Consider the following 17,557-nt stretch of genomic DNA (forward strand, 5'->3'; position numbering starts at 1 on the left):
TGAATGGAGCTCCAAACAGTTGTACAACAAACGAACTCAACAGGAGAGAACCATCATGATGAAAAAAATATTAATCATTTTGCTCAAAATATTCGGAGCCATTGTTATCGCTATTGCATTATTTATTGCCACTGTTTTTATCGTTAATGTGTTTAGCAATAAATCGGAGGAAGGGAAGATAAAACCCTATGGTCAGTCCGTAGCGGTTGACGGGAAAAACATGAATGTGTTAATTCAAGGAAAAGGCGAAGAAACGGTCGTATTACTTCCCGGATATGGAACACCAGCCCCAGCCCTTGATTTTAAACCGCTAATTGATGAGCTATCGCCATTTTACAAAGTTGTTGTCATTGAGCCTTTCGGTTATGGATTAAGTGATGTAACTGAAAAAGAGCGTACAACTGAAAATATGGTTAATGAAATTCACGAAGCGTTACAGCAGCTTAATATTCATCATTACACGCTCATGGGTCACTCCATTTCAGGAATTTACGGACTGGATTATGTAAACAAATATCCAAACGAAGTAAGTGCCTTTGTCGGGATTGATAGCAGCGTTCCAACGCAGGGTGGTAATGATGATCCATTTCCAACCGAAACGTACAAACTGCTTAAAAAATCAGGATTCTACCGATTGTTAATGAAACTGGCCCCTGATCAATTGATTGCACCTAACGTTGATGATGAAACCAGAGAACAAATTAGAATACTTTCACTCAAAAATACGTTTAATCCGAACAACCTGAATGAAGGCGAAAATTTCGGTCCTAATTTCAAAGCAGCTGAGAACTTGTCCTTCCCCAAAGATCTTCCTGTGATTTTCTTTTTACAAGCGAATGATACGGAAACGGAAGGATGGATTCCCTTGCATGAAGAGCAAGTCAAAGATTCTGTGCATGGAAAAGTGATGACATTCGAGGGAGATCATTATTTGCATCACACCCGATCCAAAGAAATGGTTCAAGAATATAGGAAGTTTATGAGTGAGATAAAGTAGTGTCGCCAACCAAAGAAGTCGCGAAATCGCGGCTTTTTTTGGTTGAAGAGATGATGAACATACATGCGTGTTACTTTATTGGAAAATTAAGGTTGACACCTCTTGTCATCGCGTATACAATCGTATACATGAATGCGTTGTATACAAATGTATACGCGCAATGGAGGTGGCAAAATGAGAGATCGTGATATGAATGAAACGGATCGAAGTGTACGTCAAGGTGAGCGTCCGAAACGTGATATGAGTGAAAATGAGCAACGTGGCGAGCGTTCAAGACGTGGCAGAGGACATGGTGAACATCAGGGAAAACGGGGCCATGGTGCGCAAACATTCCGCCGCGGTCGGATTCTTGTATTTCTGGAGCAGATGCAGAATCGAAGAACGACGCTCGCCAGACAACTTGGACAGGAGGAGTACGAACATATTCGCCCAATGATTAGTGGGGAGTTGAAAGCCATTGATCAGGTCATCGACGAGTATATTCACCTTTTCGAGTTGCAAAATGAAGATGTAATTCCCAATAAGGATCTGGAGAGTGAGAGTGAATAAGTATGATTCGTCGTTTTTTTTCGTATTATCGTCCCTATAAAAAACTGTTTTTAATTGATTTTGGATGCGCTGTACTCGCAGGGCTTCTGGAGTTGGCTTTCCCCCTTGCCGTAAGCAAATTCATTAATGAATTGTTGCCAGGTCAGGATTGGCCTCTTATTATGCTTGCCTGCGTTGTGCTGTTATCCATCTATGCACTTAATACCGTATTGAACTATGTCGTTACATATTGGGGACATATGCTTGGCATTAATATTGAGACCAACATGCGTGAGAAGATGTTCGCTCACTTGCAGAAGTTGTCCTTCCGTTTCTTTGATAATCGTAAAACAGGCCACTTAATTGGTCATCTGACGAATGATCTGAATGATATCGGTGAGGTGGCTCACCATGGACCGGAAGATGTGTTCATCGCAGTGATGACGTTAATCGGATCGTTCTGGCTGATGGCTAACATTAATCTGGAGCTTGCGCTGCTTACCTTTATCATTATCCCGATTATGGCTTGGGTCATTATCGTATTTGGCGGGCGGATGACGAAAACGTATCGGCGACTTTTCGGAGACGTCGGCAATTTCAATGCACGCATTGAAGATAACGTTGGTGGCATGCGTGTTGTGCAATCGTTCGCCAACGAAGAACATGAGAAAGAGCTTTTTGCGGTGGATAATCAGAATTTCCGTAAAACCAAACTGCTTGCCTACAAAACGATGGCGAAAAGTATCTCGGTCAGTTATATGATGATGCGACTGGTTACGGTGTTTGTCATGATCAGCGGGGCTTGGTTTTATATCGATGGCAGAATCAATATGGGTGACTTTATGGCCTTCCTGCTTTTATCCAATATCTTCTTCCGCCCGATTGAGAAAATCAATGCCGTCATAGAAAGTTATCCAAAGGGCATCGCTGGTTTCAAACGGTATCTGGAGATTATTGATACAGAACCTGAAATTGCGGATAGCAAAAACGCCGTTGAATTCGAAAGTGTGAAGGGTGATATTCGCTTTGAGAACGTCTCGTTCGGATATGAATCCAGTCGGCGTATTCTGAGTGATATCAGTCTGTCCGTTCGACCAGGCGAAACGGTGGCTTTTGTTGGGCCTTCGGGAGCAGGCAAGACGACGATCTGCAGCCTGTTGCCACGATTCTATGAGGTAGAAGAGGGTCGCATCACTGTAGATGGTGTGGATATTCGGGACGTTAAACTTCAATCGTTGCGCAAGCATATCGGAATTGTTCAACAGGATGTGTTTTTGTTCTCGGGGACCATTAAGGAGAATATTGCTTATGGTGACCTGCGTGCAACGGATGAACAAATCTGGGATGCCGCCCGTCGTGCCTCGTTGGAGGAATTAATTCTTACGTTGCCAGACGGTATGGATACGGTCATTGGAGAGCGTGGAGTGAAGCTGTCCGGAGGACAAAAACAACGGTTATCCATTGCTCGTATGTTCCTGAAAAATCCACCCATTCTTATTCTGGATGAGGCAACCTCTGCTTTGGATACGGAAACGGAAGCACTTATCCAGCAATCACTCGCAGAATTGTCGGTGGGTAGAACAACACTCGTGATTGCGCACAGACTGACGACGATCAAGAATGCGGATCGAATTATCGTAGTGAACACAGATGGCATCGCTGAACAGGGTAACCATGAGGAATTGGTCGCCGCTGGAGGCATATATAGCCGTCTTCATCAGGTGCAATATAGTCACTCTTAATCCATGTAAATTGAATTTACATTGGCCACTCCGATGACAGTACAACCTTGTACCTAAATGAAGTAAACCTTGCCGCGCTTATGCGCGGTTTTTTTTCTGTTTGGATGTTAAAAATGAGGTTATCAAATGCTAAGGAAAAGATAATGTTGACAACGTCCACAAACGTGATTATTATAATGTTGACAATGTCCACTAAAAAGGAGGGTTTGACATCGACTCTCAGTACATAAATCCAGATATACTGGCTGACATGCGACGTTTTAACCGTTTTTATACCAACATACTCGGTGTACTCGACAAGCATATTCTCGGAACAGGTTATTCGTTTGCAGAAGTACGGGTCATTATTGAGATTGGAATTCGGGGAGAGAGCATTGCGAACAATTTGGTGGATACACTGACTATTGATCGCAGTTATATGAGCCGAATCGTGAACAAGCTGTCCAAGGAAGGACTGCTGGTGAAAGTGGATTCTGCTGCCGACAGCCGGGTCAGTCTGATTCGTCTGACAGCCAAGGGTGAGGAACTGTATGCCCAATTGAATGATCGATCCGACCAACAGATTCTGAAATTAATGCAAGAATTGAATGAAGAAGAAATTCAAGAGGTATACACCTCCATGATGAACATACAAGAGAAGTTGAACAAGAAAGCAGGAGAGACAACACGATGATACGATTTGAATGTGATTATAATGAAGGTGCGCATGAACGTATTTTACAAAAACTGATGGAAACCAACATGGAACAGACGAGCGGGTATGGTACGGATGAACACTGTGAACGTGCGAGAATGCTTATTCGTCAGGCCTGTGACAATGAGCAGGCTGATGTTCATTTCTTGGTTGGTGGTACACAGACGAATACAACGGTGATTGCCTCTATTTTGCGTCCATTTCAAGGTGTAATTGCTGCGACATCTGGACACATTGCGGTTCATGAGACGGGAGCTATTGAAGCTACGGGGCATAAGGTGCTCACGGTTCCAAGCGAGGACGGAAAGATCACGCCAGAGCAGGTTAGGGCAGTCTACGATGCGCACATGAACGAGTCGTCACCGGAACATTGTGTACAGCCAGGCATGGTCTACATATCTCAGCCAACAGAGAATGGAACGATGTACAGTAAGGCAGAACTGCAAGCATTGCATACAGTCAGCAGAGCATGTGGTCTTCCATTTTTCGTGGATGGAGCACGTCTTGGATATGCACTTGCCTCCCTAGATTGCGATATGACACTTGCTGATCTTGCACGCTTGTGCGATGTATTTTACATCGGCGGAACCAAGATTGGGGCATTGATGGGAGAGGCGGTTGTTATCCTGAATGATGCGCTCAAACCTGATTTTCGTTATATGATCAAACAAAAAGGGGGTCTGCTCGCCAAGGGCAGATTGCTCGGAATCCAATTCGAAACCTTGTTCGAAGACGGTCTGTATCTTGATATTTCCCGTCATGCCGTGGATATGGCCTTGAGAATTCATGATTCACTCGAACAGCAGGGAGTACGCTTCCTATACGACTCACCAACCAACCAGCAGTTTCCGATTCTACCTAATCTGTTGCTTGAGAAATTACGCAGTGGTTATACGTTCTCCTTCTGGGAAAAGGTTGACGATACACACAGTGCGGTGCGATTCTGTACCAGCTGGGCAACTCGGCAGGAGAATGTGGATGCACTGACTCGTGACATCGCTCAATTATTGCACGAAGAGATCCACGTGCCTGAACGGGTCGAAGCATTGGTTTAAATTTGAATTTACTGAAAAGAGGACAACCCGTTGGGGTTGTCCTCTTTTGGTTTGCTTTTTTGAGATAGAGAGTGCATATCTCGGTTATTCACTCAAGACGATATCATATTTCTCTTTCAACCGTCGGATATCAGCTCTTGGCGGTGCACCGAACATGCGTGCATATTCGCGGCTAAATTGAGAGGCACTCTCGTAGCCAACCCGGAACGCTACATCTGCTGCATCTGCAGATTCGGCCATCAGGAGTCGCCGGGCTTCCTGTAATCTTAATTGTTTCTGGAATTGTAATGGGCTCATGGCTGTGATCTCTTTGAAGTGACGATGGAATGAAGAGACGCTCATGCTGGCGGTCTCAGCCAGATCTTCAATGCGAAATGGCTGTTCCCAATGGTGAACGATGTACTCGATCGATTCCCTAATCCGATATGTGCTGCTGCCTTCCACTGCAATCTGCGCCAATTCTCCTCCGTAGGGTCCCTGAAGGAGGCGGAACAGAATTTCTTTAACGTATAACGGAGCAAGGAACGGAATTTCTCCCGGCGTATCCAGCAATCGGACAAGCCGGAGTACAGCGTCCTCAATGGACGATTCCATCTGACCTACGAACATGGCTCGTCTGGCGTTTTCGTTGAAAGTTACCTTGATATTGCATTCGTTCAGTACTTCGAGAATTTGGTTCGGTGTGAATTCAAGCTTGAGACTTAAGTAGGGTGCATCGGCGGATGCCTTGATAATCTGCCCGATAACCGGGAGATTCATGGAAGCAATCAGATAATTGGAAGGTCCATATTCATAACGCTCCTGCGCGAGCAATACTTCTTTCAACCCTTGAACAATCACACAAAATGAAGGTTTATATACTCTGTATGCTGGCTCGCTAATCCTTGAATGGTGATAAACAAACAGGGAAGGAATCGCCGTTTCCATTGCACCATTATGATTGGAATGGCGTTCAATCAGGTCACTCAATTCCTGTTTTGGTTGAGATAATTCTTCGGTCATACGTATTCCTCCTCACGGGTTTAACCTAGTTACATTATAAAGCTTACCGTACAGAACCAAAAGGGGGCCTGAGAGGATCAGGCAATCAATTAAGACGATTGATATACCGCTCGCAACCCATGACTCGGCATACTAAGAGTATGTTAACAGAGTCAAGCAATTAAAGTTTATTTGAAAAGTTGGGTGAACAAGGTGATGAAGTGGTTATCAATCCAGGTCAGGGGAATTTTGATTGACAGGCTCGAATCACAGATCAAGTTGGAAGAGAATTCCGTACATCGAGATATATACTTCACATGCTGGTTAGAGCTCGTTTCCGAAGAGGTGGAGACAACATCCTTTTACAAAACAAATTCAAGGAGAAAACGTGCATTGAAATAGGAAATTTCAGATGATCCGAATTTTTAATGTTAAGGTCGCCACCCGGCGGCTATTTTTTTATAATGATCTTAGAAGTGAATTGACAGTTTCGTTATATTAAAGTTATTATAGATACATTAGATCCTTGATTGAAGAGGAGATTATATTCTATGAATAACGGACATTCATCCGATCAAGCGAACGAACCGTGGAGTGGTCATTCCATTCCGTTTACAACGTTACAGGGAACACCTATCTTATCCTTGCTCCAGCCATCACATGGGGAAAGAATCCTTGATGTAGGTTGCGGCAACGGGGATCTGACAGCCAAAATTGCAGCGGCAGGAGCACTGCCAGCAGGTATAGATTTTTCAGAGGATACGATTAGGCAAGCTAAACAGAAATACCCGGATATAAATTTTCAAGTCGAAAATGCTTGTGATTATCAGACAGAAGAACTGTTTGATGCGGTTTTCTCTCATGCCGTTCTGCATTGGATAAAGGATGCACCAGCTGTAGTACAATCAATACAGTTAGCGCTCAAGACGGGCGGGCGATTCGTGGCTGAGTTTGCTGCAAATGGCAACACAGCTATATTAATTACAGCGGTACGGGAAGAACTGGATGCCCGTGGATACAAATGGGAAGGTCGGAATCCGTGGTATCACCCAACCATTGGCGAATATGCGAATTTACTGGAGCAAAACGGTTTTCGAGTTAGTCTGGCCCAGCACGTGGACCAATTTACCCCGTTCAAGCCAGGTGCCAGAAAGTGGTTGACCAGCTTTGCAGAGTATTTATTCAGCGGTATCACACCTGCGGTACAGGATGTTATTATGGAAGCTGTTGAGAAAAAAGTACAGCCACAACTGATGCGGGATGGACAATGGTATTTGGACAGAAGCCGATTGCGAGTCGTAGCTGTTAAGGAATAGGGGAATGCGGTATGAGAGTGGACAAACCAAAGCTTCAGGAGCAGTTGCTCGAACCGGAAACGATTGTATTTCTCGAATCCAAAGTGGAGTACAAACACAAACTGATCGAGAATATTACATTGGATCAACAGGAAGCGAGTAAGGTTTCCTTTGAAAATGTTGTATTTAGACATGTGACGATCTCGGAGTCTACCTTGGAACAATTTGAATTCACCGACGTCCGGTTCGAACACTGCGATTTCTCCAATGTCAATCTCTCTGGTGCCTTCATGCACCGGATCGAATGGCATAACTGCAAGTTTGTCGGAACTGATTTTTCCAATAGTCGATTGCAAAATGTCAATTTCCTTCATGGCTTAGGAGACTACAGCAATTTCCGTTTTGCCCATCTGAAACAGGTCTCCTTCTCGGAATGTTCCTTGATTGGTGCGGACTTTGCCTATCTTGCACTTCAAAAAATGGAGTTCAGTCAATGTAACATCGACCAAGCTTCCATGACGGGGACCAAAATGAAGGATTTGGATCTTAGCGATTGCCAATTTGACTCCTTGGTGCTGACCATGGAAGATCTCAACGGCTGTGTGATCTCACCACATCAAGCCGCTACATTTGTAGGATTAATGGGCATCATTATTAAATAAATGGCATGACCATAATATTAGGGTTGCCAAGATAGTAGAAGTGTGTATAATTGGAGACACATTAGAATAAAAACAGGTTTTCTAGGGTTCCGCGGCGGTTGTGTCGGTCTGGTCCGAGAGAAAACCCGCAACCTGTTGGTTGTGCCACGGAGGGATAAAAGCCTGGGAGATGAACTGCTACATGCAGTTTGTTTCCCGGGCTTTTTTTGTTTTTACGCTAATTTACCCATACTAGGTGAAAAAAATGAATTAGAGAAGGAGTGTTACAGGAATGAATAAAACATGGATGTCGGTTGTGATTGCTGCTTTGTTTGAAGTGGGTTGGGTCATTGGATTGAAACATGCCAGTGGTCTGCTGGAATGGGGGCTTACACTCGTTGCGATTATCATTAGTTTTTCCTTAATGATTGCAGCTTCGCGGACACTGCCCGTGGGAACCGTATACGCAGTTTTCGTTGGCCTGGGTACCGCAGGTACAGTGCTTGCAGAGATTGTTTTGTTTAATGCACCTGTGCAAACCGGAAAAATGATACTCATTGGTGTACTTTTACTCGGCGTAATTGGGCTTAAAATGCTAAGTAAAGAGAAGAATAAGGAGGTGCAGCTATAATGAACTGGGTATTTCTTGTCTTGGCAGGCGTATTTGAGATGATCGGAGTGCTGATGATAAACAAGTTGCACAAAGACCGTAATTTCATTTCACTGGTTTTATTGATAGCCGGGTTTGGTTTAAGCTTCCTGTTCCTGTCCCTTGCGATGGAAACTCTTCCGATGGGGACAGCATATGCGGTATGGACGGGAATCGGAGCCTCTGGCGGTGCTATTCTTGGCATGGTGTTTTACGGAGAACCTCGCAATGCCCTAAGAATTCTGTTTATCGCTATGGTGCTCGGATCGGCAGTCGGTCTTAAATTGGTTAGTTAAATAAGTGGAATTAAAAAGATAATGTACAGATTACGTTTTTAATGGTATCCTTATACGTTACGTGTGAAATAAAAGATACGTCTTATTGATAGATGTGCGTAAATGAAGGAGACAACATGACATTTAAGGACTTAAATATTATCCCCTCTATTATGGAAGGGTTAAACAAAGCAAACTATACTAATCCTACCCCTATACAGGAACAGGCCATACCAGCTGTATTAGCTGGCAGAGATCTGCTGGGATGTGCACAGACAGGAACGGGCAAGACGGCAGCATTTTCGGTGCCAATCATTCAATTATTAAGCGAAAGATCCAAAGGACCCAAGTCCGCACGACATATTCGCTCATTGATTTTGACACCAACAAGAGAACTCGCGATTCAAATCGCGGATAACATCAAGGTATATAGTCGGTATACGGACATCCGTTGTACGGCTATCGTTGGTGGTGTTTCGCAAAAAGTACAAGAGCGTGCACTGAATCAAGGTGCAGATATTATTATCGCAACGCCTGGCAGATTGAACGATCTGATTAACCAGAAGCGTATTGATCTGAAGATGGTTGAGATTCTCGTTCTGGATGAAGCAGACCGGATGTTGGACATGGGCTTCATTCATGATGTGAAAAGAATCATTGCCAAGATGCCAAACAAGAAGCAGACGCTGTTCTTCTCAGCTACGATGCCTCCTGAAATCACCAAAATGGTTAAAACCTTGCTGGTTGATCCAGTCAAAGTGGAAATTACACCGGTATCTTCGACAGTGGACCGCATTGAGCAGTCTATATATTTGCTGGAGAATGGCAAGAAGCAGCAGATGTTGAACCAAATTTTGGAGGATAAATCCATCGTCACGGCATTGGTGTTCACACGCACGAAGCGCGGCGCTGACCGGGTTACACGTGATTTGGCCAAGGTGAATGTTACGGCACAGGCTATTCATGGCAATAAGTCTCAGAACGAGCGACAACGGGCACTGAACAACTTCAAGAGTGGGGCCACGCGAGTACTGGTGGCGACGGATATCGCGGCAAGAGGAATTGACGTGGAAGAACTGTCGCATGTCATCAACTTTAACCTGCCTAACATTCCGGAAACGTATGTTCACCGTATTGGACGTACAGGTAGAGCAGGGAAAAGCGGGATGGCCATCTCATTCTGTGAGAAAGACGAACTTCCATTCCTGAGGGATATCGAGAAAGTAATCAAGAAGACGATTCCTGAAGTGAAAGGTCATCCGTATCCAATGACAGGTGTACCTGTGTTTGAAAAAACGAACAAAGCACCAGGCGGTAAACCTGCCTTTAACAAATCATCTGCAGGCAAACCGGCCAAGTCCAAGGCGAACCCGGCACGCAAGCCAAAATCCGAGTGGTTTGCCAAGAGTGGTAAAACGACTAGTAGTCGTTCAAACGATGCTAGATCCAACGGCAGTAGATCACACAGCAGTAGCAGTAAACCCAATAATGGCTCGTTCAGCCGCAGCAGCAAAACAAGAAACGATAGAGCCAATTAAGATTTAAATAAATCCAGATAAAACCTTCTCCATTCATTTGGAGGAGGTTTTATTATGTGCTTTTATGTGTAACAAGCTTATTTACATACGAACTTACATTCGGTATCATTATATCGTCCACTGGTGAAAGGGAGGTACTGACTTGAAGGATACGATGATTAAATACAGCTTGAAGAAGAAAGGGGCGACCAAGGATTATCCATTTGGAACTGATCCAGTCGTGATTAAGGTTGCGGGTAAGATGTTCGCGCTTATATTTGATAACAAAGAAAAGAACTGTCGCTTGAACTTAAAATGTGATCCCATTATTGCAGAGAATCTGAGAGAGCAGCATGAAGCCGTTCAACCAGGATATCATATGAACAAAAAACACTGGAATACCATTACACTGGATGGTTCCTTGTCAGATGAGGATATCTACGTCATGATTGATCACTCTTATGATATGGTTGTCAAATCCCTTCCGAAAAGCGTTCGGGAATCTCTGGCCGAATAGTGAAGCATTTCATGTAACTTACATTAATCGTCACTTAACAGGTCACTGACCTGGAGTTTCTCATATGTCTCGGCTGAAGTCTGCCTATTCGTCGCGTAGTTGATTTTATAGATACAAGAGTAGATGACGTTTAACACGTATTCAAAAGCAATTTGGGAAGAAAAGGATCCGATCTTGGCAAGCTTCACTTCATCATTGGGAACTCGGATACAGATCGTGCTGAGCTTCGCCAGTTCGCTGTGGCTGGTTGCTGTGATGGTGATAAAAGGAATGTGTTCGCGCTTAAAATGATGGGCCGCTGTAATATAACTCTGAGATTTTCCATGATAGGTAAGGAAAATGGCACAATCTTTTGTGGTCAAGTTGACGGTATGGTGCGCCCATTCAGACAGCTCCGTGGCAATGACTACATATTTATTGATTTTGAACAATTTATTTTGAAAACTTTTCGCCCGAATCTGTGAATCGCCCATGGCGTAGATGAATATCCGTTCAGCCCGATCCAATAATTGCGCTGTAAGTGACAGCAAGTCATCGTCCATATAGGCCACATTCTTCTCGATGGTTTCCTTCATTAATTCGGCAATTTCTTTTGCCACCTGAAGCGAAGACTCACCCAGACTGAACGGATAATTAGGGTCCACATTGGATATGTTCTGGGCGGAGTCCTGTTCAAATTCCCGGGCAAGTCTGATGATGAATTCTTTGAAGCCAGTGAGTTCAAGTTTGTGAACGAGTCGATTAATTGCTGAATGCGAGGTATAGGTGACTTTCGCGAGTTCTTGCACATTTAAATGAAGAATACGGTCCTTATGCGTCAATATGTAAGAAGCAATGCTTTTTTCATTCGGTGTAAAGTTATGCATGTCGGTTAATTGAGTTAGTATTTTCATTAAGTTCACCCCAGGTAAGTTGAATAACGTCGATTACGGGCGTTCATTAAACATTTTGTTTACAGACAGACCGTCAGGCATACCTAAAAATGGTCGATTGTACCGTTATGGAGGCAAAGCCTATATTCAGAGCTGTCTTCTTTTATAATAAATGAAAAAGAGCCTTGGGGGGAATGATTATGTTAACCATCGGATACATTGGTAATGGCAAGAGCACGAATCGATACCATCTTCCTTTTTCATTGAATAGGGATCATCTGAACGTAAAAACCATATACGCACGCAATCTGGATAAAACCGAGTGGGATCGTATACCTGACGTAAACTACACGGATGATGTCTCCACGATGATGAATGATGAGGAGATTCAATTGGTGGTGGTCTGCACTCATACAGAGTCCCATTACTCATACGCGAAAATGGCACTCGATCACGGCAAACATGTGCTTGTGGAAAAACCGTTCATGTTAACCCAAGCCGAAGCCATATCTATCTTCCAATACGCGAAAGAGAAAAATCTGGTGATTCAGTGTTATCAGAACAGACGTTATGATTCGGACTTCCTTACAACGAAGAAAGTGATTGAATCAGGGAAGCTGGGGGATCTGCTGGAAATAGAGATGCACTACGATTACTACCGTCCGGAAATCCCGAACAACATCTCTCATTTTTCCAAATATCACAGCTATCTATACGGACATGGGGTGCATACCATCGACCAGGTGTTATCCTACTTTGGCAAGCCGGATACGATCCATTCCGATGTGCGTCAACTGCTTGGTGAGGGAAGAATGAACGATTACTTTGACCTGGACTTTTATTATTCCTCACTCAAAGTGTCCGTCAAATCAAGCTTTTTCCGCTTGAAGCCCCGTCCAAGCTTTGTGGTATATGGCAAGAAGGGTGTGTTCGTGAAACAAACGGAGGATCGGCAGGAGGAACATCTGAAATTGTTTTATCTGCCCAAGGGACATGCTGATTTTGGCGTGGATCTCCCGCAGCACTATGGCGTCTTGACCTATCTGGATGATGAAGGAATCTATCATGAGGAAAAAGTGGTTTCGGAGATTGGCGACTACGCTCGAGTGTATGACGATATCTATCAAGCCATTGTACATGGCAAGGATAAGGTCATCCAAGATGAAGAAACGATTACGGCGATGGGGATTCTGGAACAAGCTATAGCCGCGTGCAAGTAAACAAACAAGCATTGAGCTTACGATTATAGATCAGTCTCGAAGAATAAGTAAGTTAAGATGAATGACAAAAGCCACCTTTTGGTGGCTTTTGTCATTCGATTTCAAATAATCTCAATTAAGTTAAGTTAAATCCACAACCACTTTAACCGTTCCTTTGGCCTGAATCGCTGTATTAAAGGCTTCCTTGATATCATCCAGTTTGTATACCTGTGTTACAAGAGTAGATAATTCAGGATGGAAGTGGGTCAGATGTTCCACAACCTTACTGAAATCCTCGTGCGTGTATCCACTGGAACCTTTCACTTGCACTTCTTTGGACATCACCTGTTGCAGGCTGATGGGCACCTCGGTTTTATATACGGCAATAATGGAGATTCTGGCCTGCGGTTTGACGATCTTCATGATCTTCTCGAACAACACGGGAGCACCAGCCGCATCGATAAATACATCGACATTCGGCACCTCAACGCCGTATACGTTCACGGTGCCGTAGTGTCCAGCAAGTCCCTCTTCGAGGGTAGTAGTCGAGGTATTCAAGGTCAGAGCACCGAGTCCTGCAGCTTTGGCGAGACGCCATTCATCGATATCCACAACACATACCTGTTTCATTCCCTCAGCAATCAGACTTGCAGCAGCCAGCAGGCCAATCGGACCCGCGCCCATGACGACAATCCGATCTTCAGGCTTCGGATCTGCACTGAAAGCGCCATGTCGTCCTACACTCATAGGTTCAATTAATGAGGCTACTTCTGCCGGGACACTTGCATCTATTTCATACAAGTTATAATTAAGCTTGGCTTCCTCCACCAGAACGTACTGGGAGAATCCGGAGCATTCCAGGGATTTGCGTCTTCCAACTTTTTTGGCGGTAATGGGATTAATGCCTACACGCATCCCGATGTGAATCTCCAAAGCAACGTCAGAGCCAATCTCAACAATTTCACCAACCATCTCATGTCCAAATTCAGAGCCTAGGCTGATGCCCATATCCCCTTGACCCACTTTAACAATGTTAATATCAGTTCCGCAGATTCCACCGCGCAGATTTCGTACCAGAACATCGGTTGGACCGACAACTGGCATTGGTTTTTCTTCCACACGAATATCATTTTTTCCATAATAAATAGCTGCTTTCATCATGACTCACTCCTTAGGACTGATTATCATTCACTTCTTGAGCGACTGAGTACGTTTATCATGATGCAGCGATGTTTCCGTGTTGTTTGAATATTGTTTGTGAGATATTAATTTAAGAGATGATAGATAGACGGTTTAAACAATTTTTTAACATCTGGACATTATAATGAGGACATGTAGCTTGAAAGGATGATTAGATGATCAAAATACTTGTGGTAGAGGACGACATTAAACTGAATCGTATTATCTGTACATATCTAACCAATAACGGATATCACGCGATCGGATGCTTTAATCCGCGAGAGGCGTATGATTTGATGTATAACGACATGTACGATCTTCTGATTTCCGATGTCATGATGCCAGAGATCGACGGATTTGAGTTTGCCGAGACGGTGAGACAGATTAATAAGACCATTCCCATTCTTTTTGTTACAGCACGTGACGATATTTCCTCGAAACAAAAGGGGTATCAGGCGGGGATCGATGATTATATGGTCAAACCCGTGGATCTGGACGAGCTCGTCCTGCGTGTAGGTGCGCTGTTGCGGCGGGCCAATATTGCCCATGAGAAGAAACTGAGTGTAGGAAGTCTGTTGATGGATGCAAATGATATGACAACTACGGTGAATGGCGAGGAAATATCCGTAACAGTGCGAGAATTCAATATCCTTTACAAATTGCTTTCTTATCCCAAACATACCTTTTCCCGTGCACAGCTGATGGACGAGTTCTGGGGCGTAGACAGTCAGACCAGCCTGCGTGCAGTGGATGTATACATTGTGAAACTTCGGGACAAGTTCTCCGTATGTGAGGATTTTAAAATCGTGACAGTGCACGGACTTGGCTACAAGGCCGTATTGCAATGACCAAGACACAGATCGCGGACGTGAGAATTAAAAAGCCACTACTATCATGGAAAGAGTTTCTCGGTACGTATCTCTTGTTATCTACATTGACCGCAGGACAAGCACTCATCTATAACGCCTATCTGCCCGTGGGTTATGTCCCATGGCCTTACATTTTCGGTATTTCGGGATACTGGGTCATCGTCAGTCTTATTTTTTGCCTGGTCACGGCAAGGCAGAAGTATAATGCCTTCGATAAGCCAATGCGCAAACTCAGTGAGGCTGCGAAGCAGGTAGCGGAAGGAGATTTCTCCGTATATCTGGAACCGATTCACCGAGCGGATAAGCAGAACTACGTGGATGTGATGTTCGAGGATTTTAATAAAATGGTAGAAGAGCTGAACAGTATTGAAACATTGAAAAATGACTTCATCTCCAATGTATCTCACGAGATTAAGACACCGTTATCGGTCATCCACGGGTATGCCATGGCGTTGCAGCAGGATGATATACGTCCAGAGCTCCGAAAAGAGTACACAGACACCATCATTTCTTCCACGAACAAACTCGCGACCCTCGTCGTTAATATCCTGAAGCTGAACAAATTGGAGAATCAGGAGATTATCCCGGTTGCCGAGCCTTATGATCTGTGCAGGCAGCTTGCTGAATGTGCTCTTTCTTTTGAACAGACCTGGGAAGAAAAAGATATTGAATTCATGGTGGATATCGAAGATCGTGCCATCATTCATGCGGAAGAGAGTATGCTGGAGATCGTATGGCATAATCTCTTCTCCAATGCGCTCAAATTCACATCTCCCGGAGGAAAGATCACCCTCAAGCAGACGTCGGATGAAGACACCATTACAGTCATGGTATCGGACACAGGCTGTGGCATGAATGAAGAAACGATGAAACATATCTTCGATAAATTCTATCAAGGGGACCCCTCCCATCACGGAGAGGGGAATGGCCTTGGTCTCGCTCTTTCGTTGCGTGTCATCGAGTTGATGGGTGGCTCTATTTCGGTGGAAAGCGAACCCCAGAAGGGCACAACCTTCACCGTTAAGCTAAAAGTGGGAGAGTAACATATAGCCTAGTTACGTGATCTTGAATAGCTAAGCCTGAATTCGAAACCATTGAATTCAGGCTTTTATTCATATTTCGTAAACATTTCATAAGCAACTTATAAACATTTGGTCGGTACGATAGGAACATCCAATGAGGGATATAAAGAAAACAATAGAGGGAGTGATGACACACATGAGTGAGATGATCAGAACTGAACATAGCTTCGTCGGCTATGAATATAAAGACGTTATTGTGAAGCAAGATGCCGAATCATTGTATACGGACGGATATGCGCACTTTGGCTGGATTCTGGAAGCTACTTCAACACCATTTCAAAACGTGGGTTCCGTCACGATGAAGTTCAAGCGGGATCGCAAGATTCGGAACAAAACGGAGTTGACCCGCTTGCAAAGACAATTCGAATCCTGTGTGACCGAGATCGCAACATTGGAACGATCCAAGATCATGGGCGCTTCTGCCGTTGCTTATATCATCGGAATTGTTGGCACAGCATGTATGGCTGGCTCGGTGTTTGCATATCAGGCAAACATGCTACCTCTTACCATTACGCTGGCGGTCCCCGGTTTTGCAGGCTGGATTATTCCGTATTTCAGCTACTGCGGGCTTCGCAAGAAAAAGTCCGACAAGGTGACGCCGTACATCGACAAAAAATATGACGAAATATACGAGGTATGTGAAAAGGCGAATGGTCTGCTCACCAAGTAGTATGAATATCCTATGAAAATGAAGACATACTTGAAGTCCCTATGGGCCCGTCACCTTGGAAATAAGCAAGATCGAACAGCCATGATCAACGTTGCTTCGCTTGTTATCAATGCTTTGATTGGAATAGGCAAGTTAATCCTGGGGATCTATCTGCTTTCCGGATGGTTCATTACGAATGCTGTGTATTATCTGATTCTGTGTGTAGCCAAAGGACAGGTGCTTCAACAATATAAAGTTGCTAAAAGGATGGAATCTCCCCAAGAGAGATATGCATTGGAGCTTACGGTCTATAAGCGCGGAGGTCTTTTCCTTTGCTTTCTGGGCGTGTCCTATTCAATAGTCTGCCTGCGAATGTATCTGATCGGCGATGCCTTCATCTATAGCGGCATCATTGTGTATGTCGTAGCTACAGTTGCCTTTACCAAGCTGGCTTTTGCCATGTATGGTACCTGGGCTAATCGTCATCTCCATAACCCAATGATGTCTACATTGAAAATGATTAATTTCACCGATGCCATGGTATCTATCGTCGTGACGCAAGCGACACTGCTTACCATGCAAGCCTCACCTCTTGCATTAAAAACCAGTAGCCTGTTTGGCATGGGATGCAGTGCTTTATTTTGTCTGATGGGAGTCTGGATGATGTTCCACAAGAACAAGGAGTCCAATCGGGAGCAGGGGAGTGCAACAAACGAACAGGGAGATGAATGAGGAGGGATTCACATGGAATGGTGTTATGTACTCCTACTCAATATCATTTTGATCATGACCAAAATCATCGCAGAGCAGTTCACA

Annotated in this window: 19 protein-coding genes and 1 riboswitch; of the genes, 16 read left to right on the forward strand and 3 right to left on the reverse strand. The window is 44.2% G+C overall.

Annotated elements, in window-relative coordinates:
- The first annotated feature begins 55 nt into the window (after positions 1-55).
- The 5 genes from PAHA3_RS08130 (at position 56) to PAHA3_RS08150 (ending at position 5,016) form a co-directional block, all read left to right on the forward strand.
- Positions 56-997: an alpha/beta hydrolase gene (locus PAHA3_RS08130; protein ID WP_062834276.1), complete on the forward strand. Its 942-nt coding sequence runs from the start codon at positions 56-58 to the stop codon at positions 995-997.
- A gap of 174 nt (positions 998-1,171) precedes the next feature.
- Positions 1,172-1,546, forward strand: coding sequence for a hypothetical protein (locus tag PAHA3_RS08135; RefSeq protein ID WP_235599389.1), 375 nt, complete (start codon positions 1,172-1,174; stop codon positions 1,544-1,546).
- Between the two features lie 2 nt (positions 1,547-1,548).
- Positions 1,549-3,267, forward strand: coding sequence for an ABC transporter ATP-binding protein (locus PAHA3_RS08140; protein ID WP_062834277.1), 1,719 nt, complete (start codon positions 1,549-1,551; stop codon positions 3,265-3,267).
- A gap of 250 nt (positions 3,268-3,517) precedes the next feature.
- A complete protein-coding gene (locus tag PAHA3_RS08145; RefSeq protein ID WP_036670809.1) occupies positions 3,518-3,940 on the forward strand; it encodes a MarR family winged helix-turn-helix transcriptional regulator in 423 nt (140 codons plus the stop codon).
- Positions 3,937-5,016, forward strand: coding sequence for a threonine aldolase family protein (locus tag PAHA3_RS08150; RefSeq protein WP_062834278.1), 1,080 nt, complete (start codon positions 3,937-3,939; stop codon positions 5,014-5,016). Before PAHA3_RS08145 ends, PAHA3_RS08150 begins: the two co-directional genes overlap by 4 nt.
- Before the next feature lie 84 nt (positions 5,017-5,100).
- Here the strand turns inward: PAHA3_RS08150 and PAHA3_RS08155 are convergent, their stop codons facing one another.
- Positions 5,101-6,018: an AraC family transcriptional regulator gene (locus PAHA3_RS08155; RefSeq protein ID WP_062834279.1), complete on the reverse strand. Its 918-nt coding sequence runs from the start codon at positions 6,016-6,018 to the stop codon at positions 5,101-5,103.
- Positions 6,019-6,548: 530 nt separating this feature from the next.
- On the opposite strand from PAHA3_RS08155, the gene PAHA3_RS08160 reads away from it, so the two are divergent.
- From PAHA3_RS08160 to PAHA3_RS08185, 6 genes are all read left to right on the forward strand, one after another.
- Positions 6,549-7,313 carry a class I SAM-dependent methyltransferase gene (locus PAHA3_RS08160; protein WP_062834280.1) on the forward strand — a complete coding sequence of 255 codons (765 nt, stop codon included), beginning with the start codon at positions 6,549-6,551 and terminating at the stop codon, positions 7,311-7,313.
- Between the two features lie 11 nt (positions 7,314-7,324).
- A complete protein-coding gene (locus PAHA3_RS08165; RefSeq protein ID WP_062834281.1) occupies positions 7,325-7,954 on the forward strand; it encodes a pentapeptide repeat-containing protein in 630 nt (209 codons plus the stop codon).
- A 70-nt stretch (positions 7,955-8,024) separates the two neighbouring features.
- Positions 8,025-8,125: riboswitch (guanidine-I (ykkC/yxkD leader) on the forward strand.
- Positions 8,126-8,225: 100 nt separating this feature from the next.
- A complete protein-coding gene (locus tag PAHA3_RS08170) occupies positions 8,226-8,564 on the forward strand; it encodes a DMT family transporter (protein WP_062834282.1) in 339 nt (112 codons plus the stop codon).
- Positions 8,564-8,878: a DMT family transporter gene (locus PAHA3_RS08175; RefSeq protein WP_062834283.1), complete on the forward strand. Its 315-nt coding sequence runs from the start codon at positions 8,564-8,566 to the stop codon at positions 8,876-8,878. Before PAHA3_RS08170 ends, PAHA3_RS08175 begins: the two co-directional genes overlap by 1 nt.
- A gap of 116 nt (positions 8,879-8,994) precedes the next feature.
- Positions 8,995-10,395, forward strand: coding sequence for a DEAD/DEAH box helicase (locus tag PAHA3_RS08180; RefSeq protein ID WP_062834284.1), 1,401 nt, complete (start codon positions 8,995-8,997; stop codon positions 10,393-10,395).
- A gap of 142 nt (positions 10,396-10,537) precedes the next feature.
- Positions 10,538-10,891, forward strand: a complete 354-nt coding sequence (locus PAHA3_RS08185) for an MmcQ/YjbR family DNA-binding protein (RefSeq protein WP_062834285.1) — start codon at positions 10,538-10,540, stop codon at positions 10,889-10,891.
- Positions 10,892-10,914: 23 nt separating this feature from the next.
- Here PAHA3_RS08185 and PAHA3_RS08190 read toward each other — a convergent pair whose 3' ends face one another.
- Positions 10,915-11,784: a MurR/RpiR family transcriptional regulator gene (locus PAHA3_RS08190; protein ID WP_062834286.1), complete on the reverse strand. Its 870-nt coding sequence runs from the start codon at positions 11,782-11,784 to the stop codon at positions 10,915-10,917.
- A gap of 179 nt (positions 11,785-11,963) precedes the next feature.
- Here PAHA3_RS08190 and PAHA3_RS08195 point away from each other — a divergent pair, with 179 nt between their 5' ends.
- On the forward strand, positions 11,964-12,983 hold the full coding sequence (locus tag PAHA3_RS08195) for a Gfo/Idh/MocA family oxidoreductase (RefSeq protein ID WP_062834287.1): 1,020 nt from the start codon (positions 11,964-11,966) through the stop codon (positions 12,981-12,983).
- Between the two features lie 120 nt (positions 12,984-13,103).
- Here PAHA3_RS08195 and PAHA3_RS08200 read toward each other — a convergent pair whose 3' ends face one another.
- Complete coding sequence (locus PAHA3_RS08200; RefSeq protein ID WP_062834288.1) at positions 13,104-14,120, reverse strand: zinc-dependent alcohol dehydrogenase; 1,017 nt, start codon at positions 14,118-14,120, stop codon at positions 13,104-13,106.
- A 197-nt stretch (positions 14,121-14,317) separates the two neighbouring features.
- On the opposite strand from PAHA3_RS08200, the gene PAHA3_RS08205 reads away from it, so the two are divergent.
- The 4 genes from PAHA3_RS08205 (at position 14,318) to PAHA3_RS08220 (ending at position 17,473) form a co-directional block, all read left to right on the forward strand.
- Entirely contained in the window at positions 14,318-14,989 is a 672-nt protein-coding gene (locus PAHA3_RS08205) for a response regulator transcription factor (RefSeq protein WP_062834289.1), read from the forward strand.
- Complete coding sequence (locus tag PAHA3_RS08210) at positions 14,986-16,053, forward strand: HAMP domain-containing sensor histidine kinase (protein WP_062834290.1); 1,068 nt, start codon at positions 14,986-14,988, stop codon at positions 16,051-16,053. Before PAHA3_RS08205 ends, PAHA3_RS08210 begins: the two co-directional genes overlap by 4 nt.
- Positions 16,054-16,228: 175 nt before the next feature.
- Positions 16,229-16,762 carry a hypothetical protein gene (locus PAHA3_RS08215; RefSeq protein ID WP_062834291.1) on the forward strand — a complete coding sequence of 178 codons (534 nt, stop codon included), beginning with the start codon at positions 16,229-16,231 and terminating at the stop codon, positions 16,760-16,762.
- Between the two features lie 12 nt (positions 16,763-16,774).
- Positions 16,775-17,473 (forward strand): hypothetical protein, encoded by a 699-nt coding sequence (locus PAHA3_RS08220; protein ID WP_062834292.1) that lies wholly within the window; start codon positions 16,775-16,777, stop codon positions 17,471-17,473.
- Positions 17,474-17,557 lie beyond the last annotated feature (84 nt).

It is taken from the genome of Paenibacillus amylolyticus, assembly GCF_001570725.1.
In the GTDB taxonomy this organism is placed as follows: domain Bacteria; phylum Bacillota; class Bacilli; order Paenibacillales; family Paenibacillaceae; genus Paenibacillus; species Paenibacillus amylolyticus_A.

Excerpts from the sequence above, each read along its gene's own strand:
- PAHA3_RS08135 (WP_235599389.1), top strand. The coding sequence starts at position 1,172 with ATGAGAGATCGTGATATGAATGAAACGGATCGAAGTGTACGTCAAGGT.
- PAHA3_RS08205 (WP_062834289.1), top strand. The coding sequence starts at position 14,318 with ATGATCAAAATACTTGTGGTAGAGGACGACATTAAACTGAATCGTATT.
- PAHA3_RS08145 (WP_036670809.1), top strand. The coding sequence starts at position 3,518 with ATGCGACGTTTTAACCGTTTTTATACCAACATACTCGGTGTACTCGAC.
- PAHA3_RS08200 (WP_062834288.1), bottom strand. The coding sequence starts at position 14,120 with ATGAAAGCAGCTATTTATTATGGAAAAAATGATATTCGTGTGGAAGAA.
- PAHA3_RS08130 (WP_062834276.1), top strand. The coding sequence starts at position 56 with ATGATGAAAAAAATATTAATCATTTTGCTCAAAATATTCGGAGCCATT.
- PAHA3_RS08220 (WP_062834292.1), top strand. The coding sequence starts at position 16,775 with ATGAAAATGAAGACATACTTGAAGTCCCTATGGGCCCGTCACCTTGGA.
- PAHA3_RS08195 (WP_062834287.1), top strand. The coding sequence starts at position 11,964 with ATGTTAACCATCGGATACATTGGTAATGGCAAGAGCACGAATCGATAC.
- PAHA3_RS08175 (WP_062834283.1), top strand. The coding sequence starts at position 8,564 with ATGAACTGGGTATTTCTTGTCTTGGCAGGCGTATTTGAGATGATCGGA.
- PAHA3_RS08160 (WP_062834280.1), top strand. The coding sequence starts at position 6,549 with ATGAATAACGGACATTCATCCGATCAAGCGAACGAACCGTGGAGTGGT.
- PAHA3_RS08170 (WP_062834282.1), top strand. The coding sequence starts at position 8,226 with ATGAATAAAACATGGATGTCGGTTGTGATTGCTGCTTTGTTTGAAGTG.
- PAHA3_RS08165 (WP_062834281.1), top strand. The coding sequence starts at position 7,325 with ATGAGAGTGGACAAACCAAAGCTTCAGGAGCAGTTGCTCGAACCGGAA.
- PAHA3_RS08210 (WP_062834290.1), top strand. The coding sequence starts at position 14,986 with ATGACCAAGACACAGATCGCGGACGTGAGAATTAAAAAGCCACTACTA.
- PAHA3_RS08180 (WP_062834284.1), top strand. The coding sequence starts at position 8,995 with ATGACATTTAAGGACTTAAATATTATCCCCTCTATTATGGAAGGGTTA.
- PAHA3_RS08215 (WP_062834291.1), top strand. The coding sequence starts at position 16,229 with ATGAGTGAGATGATCAGAACTGAACATAGCTTCGTCGGCTATGAATAT.
- PAHA3_RS08155 (WP_062834279.1), bottom strand. The coding sequence starts at position 6,018 with ATGACCGAAGAATTATCTCAACCAAAACAGGAATTGAGTGACCTGATT.
- PAHA3_RS08190 (WP_062834286.1), bottom strand. The coding sequence starts at position 11,784 with ATGAAAATACTAACTCAATTAACCGACATGCATAACTTTACACCGAAT.
- PAHA3_RS08140 (WP_062834277.1), top strand. The coding sequence starts at position 1,549 with ATGATTCGTCGTTTTTTTTCGTATTATCGTCCCTATAAAAAACTGTTT.
- PAHA3_RS08150 (WP_062834278.1), top strand. The coding sequence starts at position 3,937 with ATGATACGATTTGAATGTGATTATAATGAAGGTGCGCATGAACGTATT.